Source organism: Halomonas sp. CH40, from assembly GCA_041875495.1.
Classification (GTDB): domain Bacteria; phylum Pseudomonadota; class Gammaproteobacteria; order Pseudomonadales; family Halomonadaceae; genus Vreelandella.
In genome coordinates this window covers 191,938-206,459 of sequence record CP112982.1, presented here as the reverse complement: position 1 = coordinate 206,459, position 14,522 = coordinate 191,938, and the positions used below count along the sequence as shown (strand labels likewise).

Sequence of the window (14,522 nt, the reverse complement as noted above, 5' to 3'; positions counted from 1 at the left end):
CATCAGTGTGAGGGGATAAAAGCGAGAGCGGTAGATGCCGGTTTAAGGGCGCTTACAACCTGACTACTGAGGGTGTGCACTTCAACGCCTCTTTTCAGCAACCTAAGTGGGATTGGTCTGTAGACGCCGGTATCGAACAGCTAACAGACCACACTGGTTTGCAGCCAGACACTCAACTGCAACACCTGGGTGGACAGGTCGGTTTCGACTTCAGCGAGCACTACCATATTAGCGCAGGTTTACAGAACACACGCACACATTACCGTGGTAGCGGAGAGCACACTGACCAAACGCTCTATAACCTCGCTGGTACCGCAGAGTTGATTCCAGAACGATTATCTGCCCGCGTTGACCTCAACCTTAATCACTTTAACGCCGAAGACGATCCTTTTTTTGCTCAGCATCAGGTCAATCGCTATATCAGCGGCCAACTGGATTGGACTCTGCGTAAAGCCAAAACCAACCGATCCGGTGTTTCTCTTACGCTTAGCTATTCTGGCAATCAGTTAAAGGACAGGTTATGGAACAACCCGACTCTGAACGAACAACAGTTATGGCTGCATCTGAAGACGACCCTTCCTTCCTCATATCCAGGCATGCAGCCATGAGAACCTTAGTAGCTATCTTGATGATGATAACGATATTGCCCATCAGCAACATCGCTTATAGCCAGGTACTTTCTATTTGTGAAAACAGGTTTACCTGTACTAGCCAAGGTGCAGCAACCATTGGCATTGATAGCAACCTGAGGGTGACGTGGCTAGGTGAAGTCCTTGATCCCGAACGCCAAGGCGGCATGCTTACCTCCACGCAAGGGCGCTTCATGCTAGAAAACCCCTTTGGTGAGCGGATTCTAGGCAGAGCCTCCACAACATTAACAAAACGTCTTTTACCCGCGGGTAATGGCCTTGAATTTCGCCTCAACGAACGCCTGAGCGTACCTGGCTCTATCAGCGCGTTGGCGGCTCAAGCTGGTGTTCGTCGCATCTACTATGTCCGTGATTTTCAATTCGAAGGCAGTTCTCCCACCGTGGCAGTCCAAATAATTGATCTGCATCAGCCGGTTCCAGGTCGTAGTCAAGCCGTTAACGGTATAGATACAACGAGTGGAGTCGAAATTCAGAACCTGGTTCTCACGTTTGAAACTGGCACACTAAGTGAGGTCATTCGCCCAGATATGCCACTAAAAGCTAGAGTACGAATCCGCTTTCGACAAGCAGGTCGATTGAATGCTATCTGGGAGGTAGCAACACCCGTTAGTACAGTGGGACAACCTCTGTATGTGCCTCTTGAGATTGTTAATCGCTACATCAGCGGCAGCGACATTACGCTGCTCTCTCCCCCCCTTCCCAGCACCATGAACGGCCTGCACCGACTACGTTTGCGGATTATCTCTCCTCGTCAAATGATTGAGGATCAGCGCGATTGGCCTACGTTAAGCTACCGTGTCAGTGACAGCGTTCTTGATAGCGACAATGGTATTCCTGCACTTGATGCCTGGCTTGGCGAATCTACAGATGCTTTCAGCCTTCATAGTCGCTTTTACTGGCGACCAGTGTCGAATGCTTATGCGTATCAACTGGAATTTTACCCTAACACTACTGACCAACTGCTGTCTGTTTCTGGTTTATCAAATGGTCAGCAACAGGCAGAACTTGCGCAAGCTCCTAGTGCTGGCCAGTTGTTCCATGGGCAACACCAATCAGCATCACCCAGTTCTAGCCTGATTAATCAATTGCAAAAAGGCCAGTTATATCTTTGGCGGCTGGTTGCTATCGATCGCGATGGCACAGTGATAGCCGCCAGTCCACTTGAGTCGATTCGCCCATGACGATGACCAATACCTATCAAGACAGTCGTGATGATAGTGCTCTCCTCGCTGCCATGGCTTGCCATGACAACTCAGCGCTTGAGTGCTTCTATCGTCGCCATCAACAACGTGTGTACCGTTTTCTACTATCACGTTTGAACGATACTTTTGTTGCCAACGACTTACTCAATGACACCATGCTAGAGGCTTGGCGAGCGGCTCACGGATTCAGAGGGCAAGCAAAAGCAACCACATGGCTGCTGGGAATTGCTTATCACAAGATGCAGGATTACTGGCGCCAACAGGGCCGACGAGAATTTCAAGAATTGGATGATAGCCACCCCGATGAAGCGCCCGCTGCCGATATTGAGAGAGCCATAGAAGCTGCCAGCAACCAGGCATACCTGAATACTTGCCTTAAATGCCTTGCACAAGAGTATCGCGAGATACTTCACTTGGCTTTTTTTGAAGAACTCGATTACAAAGACATCAGCAGCATACTCAATATTCCAGTTGGAACGGTCAAATCACGCGTTTTTCACGCTAAAAAGGCGTTAAAGTCACAGCTGGCACGAGCCGGTAGGAGCGACAAGTGAAGTACGATGACGAGCATTTACTGCTATACCTCAACGGTAAACTGGATAGCGATCAACAAAAATGCATTCAGGAGGAGATCGCTCGAGATATTGATCTGGCTAACGAAGTCTCTCTGATGCGCGCCATAAAACAAGGATGGCAGCGTGACGAAAAGATGCCGTCAGCGGAGCTGGGGCTAGCCAGACTCAAGCGGGATATTGCACAAACAACACCTCCATCAGATAGCCTGTCTCAGCGCCAGCCAATAAAGCGCTTCTGGAAGCCTCTGGCATTAGCCGCTTGTTTAGTGGTCACCCTGCAGACTAGTGTCGTTATCTTCCAAAGCACGACAAATAGTCAGTGGTCATTGTTATCAGGAACTCCAGGGGCAACACAATCACACCTCCAGATTGTACCGGAACCCAACATCACCTTGGTTGAACTGGAGGCTCTTCTTCGGCCCTTTGGAGCGGAAATTATTGCCGGTCCGGGAGCGTTAGGCATCTATATGCTTCAACTACCTCAAGACAGTGATATCGATAGTGTCAAACAACAGCTTTCTGAAAGCGATTTGATCGAAGAGGTCAATCGGCCATGAAAGCTAGCAGCATTCCCCGTTCAGCTACTAAGTTCGGCTTTCTGATGCTATACGCATGGCTTATGGTTCACACTGCACCATTGAATGCACAACAGGTGCAAAACATTGATCGTGAGACAGCGCCAGACACTTTAACTGATAGGGAGTATAGCGACGTAGACCACCCTGGCCTGAGCCCTCCTTCTCAACAGGTTCCACCACCGCCGCGCGGAAGCCTAATGGGGCAAGGGCCATCCAGCCTTCCGCTGCCTACATTTCCAATAGTAAAAACACCACCCTCTGGTAACACATTATCCTCTCAGGATCATGAGCCTGATGAGTTACTTATGCTGTCTAAAAACATGGAGGAGGCTATCGAAGCGGTCAAAGCGTTCAATAGCCTGCCATTTCAGATCAAACAGCGCCAGCAGCTGAAACATCTGGATAAAGTGCTAAGTGTTTTTAGGCTCCCACCAGGAAGTAATGCAAAGGAACAGCTGCGCCTGGCAGCTGAACGGTTGCCACAAGCAAACCTAGCACTGAACCATCGTTACCAGCTACAATCTTCCAGACACCAAGCAGCTCAGCGACTGATCCAATTTAACCCTGACAGCACTACTTGCCTGATTGATACTCACTTGGGGTTGATAGACACTAGCGTCAATACTCAGCATCCGGCACTAACCAACCGTCCGATTGAGCTGCTACTGCTAGCCAGGCCTCCATTGGCACCTGCCAGCCACGGCACTGCTATTGCCGCTTTATGGCTAGGAAATCCAGGCGCTGGCTTCCTCCCCTTGATGCCCGACGCAAGACTCTCTGTGGCAGCTGTATTTCGCCAGACTGAGCGCGGCCCTGATACAACTACCGATCTTTTACTAAGCGGTCTCGATTGGCTACTCGGAAAGGATGTGCAAGCTATCAATCTGGCATTAGGCGGGCCAGAAAATTTATTGCTCAAAACAGCGCTTGATAAATTGCTAGAAAGTAATATTTTGCTCGTGGCAGCAGCTGGAAATCAAGGTCCTGAAACAACTCCACTTTATCCTGCAACTCACCAAGGCGTCATTGCAGTCACCGCTGTTGATGCCCAAAACCGTATCTATCAGAATGCCAACCGCGGTCATCAGATTGACTTTGCTGCCCCAGGCGTACAGATTTGGTCAGCCAACGATAACGGCACTGCCTACCATACCGGCACTTCCTTTGCGGCACCTTTTGCCCTGGCTGTTATGTTGGCTGAGATACAATCGGGCCAAGAAACCTTAGAAGGCACGCGTGCCAACGCCATTGATCTTGGCCCACCCGGCAAAGATGATATTTTCGGCTGGGGTCTGGTACGTTGGCCTGATACTTGTAAATAGCCTTCCCCAAGGAAACTTACGCTAGCTAATATGACGATTGGAAAGCGTAGGCCTCGTTGGTTGTGTGATTTTAACTTAACTGACTATTTACTTAACAGTTTCCCGTACCTGATCTCTCAGGGCGACCTTGCGGATCTTGCCGGTGGAGGTACGCGGAATGGTGGCGAACACAAATTCACGCGGTACCTTGTAAGGCGCCAGGTGGTCGCGGCACCACTGCCGTAAGGTGTCTTCATCTGCCTCGCTGTTGGGGGTAAGCTCAATAAAGGCGCAGGGCGTCTCCCCCCACTTTTCATGGGGCATGGCGACTACGGCTGCCACGCTGACGGCGGGATGACGATAGAGCACTTCCTCAATCTCGATAGACGAGATGTTTTCGCCGCCGGAAATGATCACATCCTTGGTGCGATCCTTGAGCTGCAGATAGCCGTCCGGGTGTACTACCGCCAGGTCACCGGAATGGAACCAGCCGTTGGCAAACGCCTCAGCCGTGGCTTCCGGGTTGCGGAAGTAGCCTTTCATCACCACGTTGCCGCGAAACATCACCTCGCCCAGGGTTTCACCGTCATGGGGAACCGGTTCACCGCTGACCGGGTCAAGCACCTCCAGCTGTTCCAATGGCAGGTAGCGAACCCCCTGGCGGGCCTTGAGCCGCGCCTGCTCCTCCTGGGAGCAGTCTGACCAGTCAAGATGCCAGTCATTCACCACCGCAGGGCCGTAGGTTTCTGTCAGGCCGTAGAGGTGGGTGACATCAAAACCCAGAGTGTTCATGTTTGCCAGCACCCGCTCGGGCGGCGGGGCGGCGGCAGTAAAGAACTGCACCTGGCGGTCCAGTAGGGGTCGTTCAGCCTCAGGGGTATCAATCAGCAGCGACATCACTATCGGCGCACCGCACAGATGCGTGACGCCTTCATCGGCCAGCGCTGCCCAGATGGGCTCGGCGCGCACCTGACGCAGGCACACATGGGTGCCGACAATCGCCGAAAGCGTCCACGGGAAGCACCAGCCGTTGCAGTGAAACATCGGCAGCGTCCACAGGTAGACAGCATGCTTCTGCATGGACGTGGTCAGCGCATTGCCCTGAGCCAGCAGATAGGCACCGCGATGATGAGAGACCACGCCTTTGGGGTTGCCGGTAGTGCCCGAGGTGTAATTGATGGAAATGGCGTCCCATTCATCTTCCGGCATCAGCCAGGCAAAGTCTGGGCTGCCGGTGGCGATCACGTCTTCATAGTCGGGGATATCGCCCGGCAGCTCAGCAGAGGAAAGGGGCGAATCGTCTTCGGGGTCATTGACCTCAATCAGTACAGGTCTGACAGAGGCCAACGCCAGCGCCTCTTTTACCAACGCCATGAAAGCGCGATCGGCAATCACCACTTTTGACATGGCATGATCAAGCTGAAAGGCAATCGTCGCCGCATCCAGGCGCGTATTGATCGAGTGCAATACGCCACCGCACATCGGCACACCGTAATGGCATTCCAGCATTTCCGGCGTATTGGCCAGCACCACGCTGACCGTATCGCCGCGGCCAATGGCATAGCGCTCGGTAAGCGCTGATGCCAGTTGGCGGGAGCGGGCATAGAAATCTGCATAGTTACGGCGCAGGCGACCATGCACGATTGCAATATGCTCAGGGAAGACGCTGGCAGCGCGTTCCAGAAACTGCAGCGGCGTCAGCGGCTGAAAGTTGGCCGGGTTGCGATCAAGCCCCTGATTGTAGGGATTACTGCCATGCTCATCGGTATGAGCGGCATGGCTTTCATTATTATTGGAATGATTGTTCATAGGCGCGGCTGTCCTTAACTTGACTGGATACCGATGGCAACATCGTCGGCCAGGGTATTGGCAATAAAGCAATAACGATGCGCGCGCTGCTGCATCTTGTCCAGTTCTGCAGCATCTACCTCAAAACCCTCGTCAAAGTGCACTTGCGGATGCAAATCGATACGCGTGACCGACATCTGCCCTTTGGCGTTCTTGCCAAGCTCAGCCGTCGCCTGATCATGGTAGCTGGCAACCGGCCAGCCTGCCTTCGCCGCCAGCGCCAGAAACGTCATCATATGGCAGCTGGAAAGTGCCGCTGCCAGCGCCTGCTCCGGGTTGGTGTTGTTAGGGTTACCGCCCCAGTCAGGGGCGGCATCCACCATAACCGCAGTGTCACTGTTATAGTCAATCCGGTGCGCATTGGCGTAGGCACCCGGTTTCAGTTCAGCGGTATTGCGCGTCCATTCAAGCTCGATAGAGAGTGCTGACATACAGTTATCCTTTCCGATGGATGAATTCAGGCGGCGGCCAGTTGCTTTTTAGGATCATAAAACGGCTTTTCAGCCACAACAGCCTGAACCTGTTCGCCACCGATCAGCACTTCAACCTGGGTGCCAATATCAGCGACGTCAATATCCACCATTGCCAGAGCAATATTGCGCGCCAGCCTGGGAGAATGTACCGCCGAGGTGACCTTGCCAACGGTCTTACCCTGACAGTTAATCGGCCAGAAATCGCCATTCGGCCCGCTCAAGGGGTCGATACCATCGATGCACAGGCCAACCTGCTTGCGGCGAATCCCTTCCTGCTGGATGCGCTTGAGCGCCGCCTTGCCGATAAAGTCTGCTTCCATGTCGAGATCCACCAGACGATCCATACCCAGCTCAAAGGGGTTGGTGTGAATATCGGCATCGGCATGATAGGACAGCATGCCGCCTTCAATCCGGCGAATAGTCGAGGTATGGCCAGGCTGAAGACCAAAAGGCTGGCCAGCGGCCATGATTTTTTCCCACAGCTCATCACCCCGGCTGCCATCACGCAGATAAAGCTCATAGCCCAACTCGCTTGACCAGCCGGTGCGCGACACAATCAGCGGGATACCGTCCAGCTCTACCTCGCGCAGCCAGTAATAGCGCAGATCCATGATGCTCTCGCCAAACAGAGCCTTCATGATCTCGCCAGACACCGGGCCCTGCAGCTGCAGAGGTGAAACATCCGGTTCGCTGATGGTGACATCCAGCCCCGAGTTGACGGCAACACCCTGAGCCCACAGCAGGATGTCGCTATCGGCCAGCGACAGCCAGAAGTGGTTTTCAGCCAGGCGCAGCAGAATAGGATCGTTGAGAATACCGCCGCTGGCATTGGTGATCAGCACATACTTGCATTGCCCAACGGCCATGTTCGACAGGTTGCGTAGAGTCAGCAGCTGGGTGAATTCCGCTGCATCGGGTCCGGTTATTTCAACCTGACGCTCAACGCCCACATCACACAGGATGGCGGTGTTCACCAGGTTCCAGAAATTCTGCTCTGGGCTACCGAAGTCGCGCGGAATATACATGTGGTTATAAACGGAAAATCCCTGAGCCCCCCAACGCAGAGTAGCCTCAAAATAGGGAGATTTGCGGATCTGTGTACCGAAGCCGGTATTGACGGATGATGACATGACGTTTGCCCCTTTTTTCAATCAGCGGCACCGTGTGCCGTGATGTTTAATTGTTCGAGAAGGATAGCGCCTGACTATTCATCATGCAGACTGAAGATAGGCCCTTTAGGCGTCCGAAAAGACTACTTTTTGATTGACTGCAGACCAATTGGTTATGGGCTGGCATGTGCCGTCAGGGCGGCCAGATTTGGCTGGGTCGACTTGACCTGGCGAGTGATGAAATAGGTATAGTAGCGATCAATATTCAGGTCTTCGGATAGCAGCCGATCCATCAGGTTCTGGAAAGCAGAAAGGCTCGGCACCACGACCTGGAACACATAATCCATCCCGCCCCCGGTGACATAACATTCGGTGATTTCTTCAATATTGCGAATGTAGGTCTCGAAACGCTCGAAATCCTGCTTGCGGTGATGCATCAACGACAGGTTGACCATGACGCGGGTGATATCAAGCACGCGTTCAAGCGCGATATCGGCATGATAGCCACGAATGTAGCCCGCCGATTTCAGGCGATCCAGGCGTGCCCAGCAGGGCGTAGGGGAAAGATTGACCAGCTCGGCCAGCTTGGTCTTGCTGAGCTGGCCATGGCGCTGCAGGGCGCTGAGGATACGGATATCAGCGGCATCAAGAGCAGTTTTTTTCATGCGCCTACTGGTTATCGACGTATCAAACATACCACCACCCTGATAAACGTTGTGTCGCGATGGTAGGCTATTCGCCCAAACTGAGCATGGTTATGCACGACACCCGCTAGCCTGATTACGTCGCCGGAGGGTGACTTAGCTGACCTGCGTCAAATTTAGAATATATTGATTATTAAATAGCATAACCATCGATTACAATGCGACTTTTCCAAGCGCAATGCTTTCTTGAAAGGAGCAGAAATACATGCATAAAGACTGGCAGAAAACGACTCAGGACCTTTCCGCCCTGATGCAGGAAATCGGCAAGAATATCCCTGATGTCGCCAAGGGTTTCACCCAGATGGCCAAAGGGGCCAACAAGGAAGGAGCGCTGTCACATAAGCACAAGGAACTGATGGCACTGGCCATTGGCATCAGCATTCGCTGCGATGGCTGTATTGCCTTTCATTCCAAGGCAGCCGCCGAGCTGGGCGCTACCCGTGAAGAGTTCATGGAAATGCTGGGCGTGTGCATGTATATGGGCGGCGGCCCGGCCTACACCTATGCCGCACAAGCATTGGAAGCCTTTGACAGTTTCTCCAAGCAGGACTGATGGCATTCCTATCTGGGGAATTAAAAGCGCTCGCTGAAGGGCGCTTTTGCATTTATGCGCAGTGCTCGGTGGTAGGCTTGTCAATGGCAGCGTTCAGAAACGCCAACAGCTCATCACCGTGACGCGCCAGACTATCGCTCAGATCATGCCCTCCGGGCACCACCCGCAAGGTCACACCGGGCGTCTGTTTCTGGGTGAGCCGCTGAGCGTCGCTTAACGGAATGATATCGTCGCTCTCGCCGTGCACCAGCAAGACCGGGCAGCGGATCTGAGGGAGTGTCGTGACCGGTGCGATGGCATCAAAGCGATGGCCGATGACCTTTTCCACATAGCGGATTACGTACCAGCCCAGCGGGAAGAACGGCAAGCCTTTGGCATCCAGCCAGCGGCGCATCATGCCATCCGGATGGGCAAAGCTGCTCAGGCTGACCACAGCGGCAATATCATCGCGCCGTGAGGCACACAGCAAGGTAGCCGCTGCCCCGACCGAGTGGCCAATCAGTGCCGTAGGTAAAGCGGGTTGATGGTGCTTCAGCCAGCTCAGGGCGGCGTCAATATCTTCGGCAAAGCGCGGCATGGAGGAGAAGGTGTCATCATCGCTATTGCCATGGTTGCGCACATCAATCAGCAGTAGGCTCCAACCCGCTTCAAGCAGCAACGGCGCTAGTGGCAGCAGGGTGGCGCGATTGGCTCCCCAGCCGTGAGTAATCACTATCTGCCCTTGCGGCGCCTTTGCGGGCAGCCACCAGGCTTCCAGCATCCGCTCTCCCACCGTGGTAAAGCGCACGGTGTCACCTTGCAGCCCAACGTCTTCCAATGAGCGGTTAACGGCTTCCCGAGGAGCAGCCAACTCGCGATGCAGACGACGATGGAAACGCCGCTGCAATGCCACGCCCAGCAGTACGACTCCTGCCAGCAAGCCTGCCAGATACCATTCTGTCATTACCTTCCATCTCCTCTGCAAGCCTGCTTGATGCTGTGAATTAACGCTGCATTGCAACACAAACTAGTTTACAATATTATACTATTAGCTTAAAACTAAACGCTTAGATGACGCGTTTATCCAGCCTGGAAACCAAGGTATCTACATGTTCATCTATACCTACCGCCGTGCCTGGATTCGTGGCTTTATTGATGGCGAACGCGGTCAGCCGCACGAAACGCAAAAAGGCATTCCCGGGTTTCGCTATACCAATGGGTGGATTGAAGGTCATGCCAAACGCCATGGTCACGCCTATGGGTTGGGTGATATCAGCGAAGATGAGTTGGAAAAAGCGCGCGAGAACATACCGTCGCCAGAGCAGCATGCCTGGGATACGGTCAGCTGGCTGAGATAGCTTCCCGCACCACCACAACCTGATATACAACACCACCCTGACGGCTAGCCGTCAGGGTGGTTCAGGTTTATAGCCAATATTAGCGTCGCCACTTACTCAGGCAGCTTGGTTTTGCGCAGGTAAGGGAAGATGGTTTCATATTCACCAAATTTCGCTTTGGCATCGTCTTCCGAAACGCTCGGCGGAATGATGACATCCTGGCCCAGCGTCCAGTCAGCTGGCATGGCAACACCGTGGCTGGCGCTGGTCTGCAGGGCATCCAGAGCGCGCAGCACTTCAGCAAAGTTACGGCCAACCGTCATCGGGTAGGTCATGGAAAGCTTCAGCTGCTTATCCGGGCCAATGATGAAGACAGAGCGCACCGTCGCGCTGTCTGCCGGGGTGCGGCCATCCGGCATATAGGCTTCTGCTGGCAGCATGTTGAACAGCTTGGAGACTTTCAGCTCTTCATCAGCAATGATCGGGAAGTGAACATCGTTACCGCAGTAAGTCTCGATGTCGTTGATCCAGCGCTTATGCTCTTCAACACCATCAACGGAAACACCAATCACCTTGGTACCGCGCTTTTTCCACTCGGCATCCAGCGTAGCCACAGCGCCAAACTCGGTGGTGCAGACCGGCGTAAAATCTTTGGGATGTGAAAAAAGAATCGCCCAGCTATCTCCAATCCAGTCGTGAAAGCGAATCGGCCCCTGGCTGGTATCGGCTTCAAAATCCGGCACAACTTCATTAATGCGTAACGACATTAGATACTCCTTGTTTCAAGCAAATTGAATAAACGCAAGCTGACTAATGACAGGCGCCAGCATGCGCCACCTATATAACCTATACCATGGGTACGCGGCAGCGATATTACAACCTCAGCCCCCAACCCTGCGACATTATTGCGCATTGGGGAAGAACAGCGGCTGGCCCTCCACCTCAAAGGCGCCAATCGCCTGCTGACCGTCTTCCGAGAGTAGCCAACGGTGCCACTGCGCTGCCAGATCATGCTTCAGGTGCGGATGGCGCTCGGCAGACAGCACCAGGCTGCCATACTGATTGAAAAGCACCTTGTCGCCTGCAAACAGCAGAGCCAGATTCTGAGGGTTTTCAAACGCTACCCAGGTAGCCCGGTCAGACATCACATAGGCATCCATGGCGGCGGCGATATTCAGTGTTGGCCCCATGCCGCTGCCCAGTTCACGGTACCAGCCGCCCTGCGGGTCTATACCTGCGTTTTCCCACAAGCGCTGTTCGGCACGGTGGGTGCCGCTGTCATCCCCACGGGAGGTGAAAGGCGCTTTGGCATCCGCAATCAGGGCTAACGCTTCGGCCGCACTGCTGGCATCTGCAATGCCTGCGGGGTCATCGGCTGGGCCAATCAGCACAAAATCGTTATACATGACATCAGCACGCTCGCTGGCGTAACCGTCTGCCACAAACTGCTCTTCACCGATCGTGTCATGCACCAGCAGGCTATCGGCATCGCCACGCCGGGCAATTTCAAACGCCTGGCCGGTGCCCACCGCCACCACCCGCACTTCAATACCGGTTGCGGCTTCGAAGGGCGGCACAATGGCTGCAAACAGCCCCGAGTTCTCCGTCGAGGTGGTGGATGCCAGGGTAATAAAGTCATCCGCGTGAGCCTGGGTCATCAAAACGCCACTGATCATGGTCGCCAGCGTCAGGGCTTTATGCACTGCATGTCTCTTGAACATGACATTTAACATCTGGGGCATCGGCATTACTCAATAATGTCACCGCGAAGATACGCCTGCGCGCTGGGTGAGTCGGGCTGCTCGAAAAATCGCTGAGCAGCGGTATGTTCTCGCACCTGGCCGCCCGCCATAAACAGCACATCCGCAGCAAGGCGCCGCGCCTGATGAATATCATGGGTGGTCATCACGACGCGCGTCCCCTGACGCTGAAAGGCCAACACGGCTTCTTCCACGGCCTTGATGGCAGCAGGATCAAGAGCGGAAGTCGGCTCATCCAGAAACAGCACCTGAGGGGCCAGCACCCAGGCACGTGCCAGCGCCAACCGCTGCTGCTCTCCGCCAGACAGCACCCTGGCGGGCGTCTCTGCGCTTGCCGCCAGGCCGAAGCGTGCTAGCGCCGCTTGTGCCATATCACGCCGTTGGCGGCGCGGTGTCTTGTTAACCGCCAGCGCATGCATCAGGTTGGCCATTGCCGAGCGGCGCAGCATCACCGGCTGCTGAAAAACCATCGCCTGACGCGGGCGCTGCGGTAGCCATTGAACACTGCCGGACGCAGGCGCCAGCAAGCCGTGGGCCAGGCGCAGCAACAAGCTTTTGCCCGCACCGTTAGGGCCCATCACCAGCGTCGGGCCAGTCCCTTGCAGCGTAAACGAACAGGGACCCAACAGGTGTTTACCCTGATAGCTGAACGTAACCCGATCAAATATCAGTGACGCCCGGGGGCAAACTGAAGCATGGGTATCCAGCGGCTGTAAAACTGTCATCCGGTACGCCTCCGCGCCCACTCGCCGACGAGATAGGCGGCCGCATTGATCACCAGCACCAGGGTTAACAGCACAATCCCCAACCCCAGCGCCAGCGGAAGATTGCCCTTGCTGGTTTCAAGCACAATGGAGGTGGTCATCACCCGGGTCACGCTATCTATATTGCCGCCGACCATCATCACCGCGCCGACTTCTGCGCTGGCCCGCCCGAAACCGGCCAGCAGCACAGTGAGCAGCGCAAAGCGCGCATCCCACAGCAGGGTCGGCATCATGCGCAGGCGTGACATACCCAGCGACACAAACTGTTCCTGATATTCAGCCAAAAGCTCCTCAACCTTCTGACGCGACAGCGCCGCCAGAATCGGCAGCACCAGCACTACCTGGGCAATCACCATGGCACTTGGCGTAAACAGCAAGCCCCACTCGCCCAGTGGCCCCGCGCGGGAAAGCAGCAGGTAGACAACAAGCCCGGCCACCACTGGCGGCAAACCCATCAAGGCATTCAATGCCACCACCATCAAACCACGCCCAGGGAAACGCCATAGCGCTACTGCGGCCCCCAGGGGGAAGCCGATCACTGCCGCCAGGCATACCGCCAATAACGATACCTGCAGGGAAAGCAGCACGATGTCGACCAGCGCCGCATCCAGGTTGATCAACAGGGATAGTGCCACATTAAGGGCATTGGAATCTGCAGCCATTCAATTCTCCTATCATAGGCTGCATAGTATGCTTGATCTGGCTGACTTTCACTTTGCTGTGACCCTTATCCTGCCCATGTTGGTTCAAACATTATGCCCTCAGCCTCATCGTCTGACGTTCTGCCCCGCCATCTGGCCATTCCCCTGATGATGTCGGTTGCTACCCTGTTTGCCGCCAACCATGTCGCGGCACGGCTGGCATTTGATAATGGCACGGGCCTGCTGCTTGCGGTATTGATGCGCTCCGGCGTGGCCTGCCTGATCTTGCTGGCGCTCTTGATGATGCAGAAAAAGCGTTTCTGGCTGCCACCCGGTACCTGGCCCTGGCAGCTCGCTGCAGGCGTGCTGATTGCGATTCAAAGCGTCTGCCTTTATTCAGCGGTTGCCCGCCTGCCTGTGGTCATCGCCCTGCTGCTGGTGAACACTTTTCCCATCCAGCTGGCGCTATTGAGCTGGGCGCTGGGTGGGCCACGGCCTTCACTGCGCAGCTGCCTGATCATGGGCACCATTCTGATCGGGCTCCTCGTGGTACTTGATATTCCCGGCTGGCTGGCCAATGCGGAGACCATGGGGCCTGAATGGCTGATAGGTATTGGCTTTGGATTGGCCGCCGCCTTTGCCCTGGCCAGCACCCTGTGGATTACCGAACACCGGCTAGCCAAGGTGGGTAGCACTTTACGCAGCTGGCTGACCATGCAGACGGTGTTTATTGCCATGATCCTGGGTGGGCTGCTGGGTGCAATGCCTGGCGGCATGAGCTTGCCCGACAACACCACCGGCTGGACAGGGCTGATGCTGCTGGCAGTGTTGTACGGCAGCGCGTTTTCCATTCTGTTTATTAGTGTCCCGCGTCTGGATATGGCCAGAAACGCACCGGTCATGAATTTCGAACCGGTGGCGTCTCTACTGCTGGGCTATCTCTTTCTGGGGCAGATGTTGACCCCTGGCCAGCTGGTAGGCGGCGCCGTGGTCATCGGCGGGATTATCGTGCTGGGGTTGTCCCGCGCGAGCTAACCAGAATAAATGG

General features: G+C 54.8%; 17 protein-coding genes. 8 read left to right on the top strand and 9 right to left on the bottom strand.

Annotation, left to right across the window (positions count from 1 at the left end):
- The first annotated feature begins 74 nt into the window (after positions 1-74).
- The 5 genes from OR573_00940 (at position 75) to OR573_00920 (ending at position 4,327) form a co-directional block, all read left to right on the top strand.
- Positions 75-608: a hypothetical protein gene (locus OR573_00940; GenBank protein XGA80252.1), complete on the top strand. Its 534-nt coding sequence runs from the start codon at positions 75-77 to the stop codon at positions 606-608.
- The gene (locus tag OR573_00935) at positions 554-1,831 is read left to right on the top strand and encodes a hypothetical protein (protein XGA80251.1); all 1,278 of its coding nucleotides are present in this window, start codon (positions 554-556) and stop codon (positions 1,829-1,831) included. The genes OR573_00940 and OR573_00935 overlap by 55 nt, the downstream gene beginning before the upstream one ends.
- The gene (locus OR573_00930; protein XGA80250.1) at positions 1,828-2,406 is read left to right on the top strand and encodes a sigma-70 family RNA polymerase sigma factor; all 579 of its coding nucleotides are present in this window, start codon (positions 1,828-1,830) and stop codon (positions 2,404-2,406) included. The genes OR573_00935 and OR573_00930 overlap by 4 nt, the downstream gene beginning before the upstream one ends.
- Positions 2,403-2,984, top strand: a complete 582-nt coding sequence (locus OR573_00925; protein XGA80249.1) for a hypothetical protein — start codon at positions 2,403-2,405, stop codon at positions 2,982-2,984. The genes OR573_00930 and OR573_00925 overlap by 4 nt, the downstream gene beginning before the upstream one ends.
- A gap of 326 nt (positions 2,985-3,310) precedes the next feature.
- Entirely contained in the window at positions 3,311-4,327 is a 1,017-nt protein-coding gene (locus tag OR573_00920) for a S8 family serine peptidase (GenBank protein ID XGA80248.1), read from the top strand.
- Positions 4,328-4,414: 87 nt separating this feature from the next.
- On the opposite strand, the gene OR573_00915 is transcribed toward OR573_00920, so the two are convergent.
- The 4 genes from OR573_00915 to OR573_00900 all read right to left on the bottom strand — a co-directional run bounded on the left by OR573_00915 (position 4,415) and on the right by OR573_00900 (position 8,401).
- Positions 4,415-6,115, bottom strand: coding sequence for an acyl-CoA synthetase (locus OR573_00915; protein ID XGA80247.1), 1,701 nt, complete (start codon positions 6,113-6,115; stop codon positions 4,415-4,417).
- 14 nt (positions 6,116-6,129) lie between these two features.
- Positions 6,130-6,585 (bottom strand): OsmC family protein, encoded by a 456-nt coding sequence (locus OR573_00910; GenBank protein ID XGA80246.1) that lies wholly within the window; start codon positions 6,583-6,585, stop codon positions 6,130-6,132.
- 26 nt (positions 6,586-6,611) lie between these two features.
- The gene (locus tag OR573_00905) at positions 6,612-7,757 is read right to left on the bottom strand and encodes a glycine cleavage system protein T (protein XGA80245.1); all 1,146 of its coding nucleotides are present in this window, start codon (positions 7,755-7,757) and stop codon (positions 6,612-6,614) included.
- A 152-nt stretch (positions 7,758-7,909) separates the two neighbouring features.
- Positions 7,910-8,401 carry an Lrp/AsnC family transcriptional regulator gene (locus tag OR573_00900; protein XGA80244.1) on the bottom strand — a complete coding sequence of 164 codons (492 nt, stop codon included), beginning with the start codon at positions 8,399-8,401 and terminating at the stop codon, positions 7,910-7,912.
- A gap of 244 nt (positions 8,402-8,645) precedes the next feature.
- On the opposite strand from OR573_00900, the gene OR573_00895 reads away from it, so the two are divergent.
- A complete protein-coding gene (locus OR573_00895) occupies positions 8,646-8,993 on the top strand; it encodes a carboxymuconolactone decarboxylase family protein (GenBank protein ID XGA80243.1) in 348 nt (115 codons plus the stop codon).
- Between the two features lie 52 nt (positions 8,994-9,045).
- Here the strand turns inward: OR573_00895 and OR573_00890 are convergent, their stop codons facing one another.
- Entirely contained in the window at positions 9,046-9,936 is an 891-nt protein-coding gene (locus tag OR573_00890) for an alpha/beta fold hydrolase (protein XGA80242.1), read from the bottom strand.
- Positions 9,937-10,081: 145 nt separating this feature from the next.
- Here OR573_00890 and OR573_00885 point away from each other — a divergent pair, with 145 nt between their 5' ends.
- A complete protein-coding gene (locus OR573_00885) occupies positions 10,082-10,330 on the top strand; it encodes a hypothetical protein (protein XGA80241.1) in 249 nt (82 codons plus the stop codon).
- A gap of 92 nt (positions 10,331-10,422) precedes the next feature.
- Here OR573_00885 and OR573_00880 read toward each other — a convergent pair whose 3' ends face one another.
- The 4 genes from OR573_00880 to OR573_00865 form a co-directional block, all read right to left on the bottom strand.
- Positions 10,423-11,076 carry a peroxiredoxin gene (locus OR573_00880; GenBank protein XGA80240.1) on the bottom strand — a complete coding sequence of 218 codons (654 nt, stop codon included), beginning with the start codon at positions 11,074-11,076 and terminating at the stop codon, positions 10,423-10,425.
- Positions 11,077-11,211: 135 nt separating this feature from the next.
- The gene (locus OR573_00875; protein XGA81639.1) at positions 11,212-11,985 is read right to left on the bottom strand and encodes a substrate-binding domain-containing protein; all 774 of its coding nucleotides are present in this window, start codon (positions 11,983-11,985) and stop codon (positions 11,212-11,214) included.
- A gap of 71 nt (positions 11,986-12,056) precedes the next feature.
- Positions 12,057-12,794, bottom strand: coding sequence for an ATP-binding cassette domain-containing protein (locus OR573_00870; GenBank protein XGA80239.1), 738 nt, complete (start codon positions 12,792-12,794; stop codon positions 12,057-12,059).
- Positions 12,791-13,495, bottom strand: a complete 705-nt coding sequence (locus OR573_00865) for an ABC transporter permease (protein XGA80238.1) — start codon at positions 13,493-13,495, stop codon at positions 12,791-12,793. Before OR573_00865 ends, OR573_00870 begins: the two co-directional genes overlap by 4 nt.
- Positions 13,496-13,588: 93 nt before the next feature.
- Here OR573_00865 and OR573_00860 point away from each other — a divergent pair, with 93 nt between their 5' ends.
- Positions 13,589-14,509 carry a DMT family transporter gene (locus tag OR573_00860; GenBank protein ID XGA80237.1) on the top strand — a complete coding sequence of 307 codons (921 nt, stop codon included), beginning with the start codon at positions 13,589-13,591 and terminating at the stop codon, positions 14,507-14,509.
- Positions 14,510-14,522 lie beyond the last annotated feature (13 nt).

Excerpts from the sequence above, each read along its gene's own strand:
- OR573_00935 (XGA80251.1), top strand. The coding sequence starts at position 554 with ATGGCTGCATCTGAAGACGACCCTTCCTTCCTCATATCCAGGCATGCA.
- OR573_00930 (XGA80250.1), top strand. The coding sequence starts at position 1,828 with ATGACGATGACCAATACCTATCAAGACAGTCGTGATGATAGTGCTCTC.
- OR573_00920 (XGA80248.1), top strand. The coding sequence starts at position 3,311 with ATGCTGTCTAAAAACATGGAGGAGGCTATCGAAGCGGTCAAAGCGTTC.
- OR573_00915 (XGA80247.1), bottom strand. The coding sequence starts at position 6,115 with ATGAACAATCATTCCAATAATAATGAAAGCCATGCCGCTCATACCGAT.
- OR573_00910 (XGA80246.1), bottom strand. The coding sequence starts at position 6,585 with ATGTCAGCACTCTCTATCGAGCTTGAATGGACGCGCAATACCGCTGAA.
- OR573_00905 (XGA80245.1), bottom strand. The coding sequence starts at position 7,757 with ATGTCATCATCCGTCAATACCGGCTTCGGTACACAGATCCGCAAATCT.
- OR573_00900 (XGA80244.1), bottom strand. The coding sequence starts at position 8,401 with ATGAAAAAAACTGCTCTTGATGCCGCTGATATCCGTATCCTCAGCGCC.
- OR573_00895 (XGA80243.1), top strand. The coding sequence starts at position 8,646 with ATGCATAAAGACTGGCAGAAAACGACTCAGGACCTTTCCGCCCTGATG.
- OR573_00890 (XGA80242.1), bottom strand. The coding sequence starts at position 9,936 with ATGACAGAATGGTATCTGGCAGGCTTGCTGGCAGGAGTCGTACTGCTG.
- OR573_00885 (XGA80241.1), top strand. The coding sequence starts at position 10,082 with ATGTTCATCTATACCTACCGCCGTGCCTGGATTCGTGGCTTTATTGAT.
- OR573_00880 (XGA80240.1), bottom strand. The coding sequence starts at position 11,076 with ATGTCGTTACGCATTAATGAAGTTGTGCCGGATTTTGAAGCCGATACC.
- OR573_00875 (XGA81639.1), bottom strand. The coding sequence starts at position 11,985 with ATGATCAGTGGCGTTTTGATGACCCAGGCTCACGCGGATGACTTTATT.
- OR573_00870 (XGA80239.1), bottom strand. The coding sequence starts at position 12,794 with ATGACAGTTTTACAGCCGCTGGATACCCATGCTTCAGTTTGCCCCCGG.
- OR573_00865 (XGA80238.1), bottom strand. The coding sequence starts at position 13,495 with ATGGCTGCAGATTCCAATGCCCTTAATGTGGCACTATCCCTGTTGATC.
- OR573_00860 (XGA80237.1), top strand. The coding sequence starts at position 13,589 with ATGCCCTCAGCCTCATCGTCTGACGTTCTGCCCCGCCATCTGGCCATT.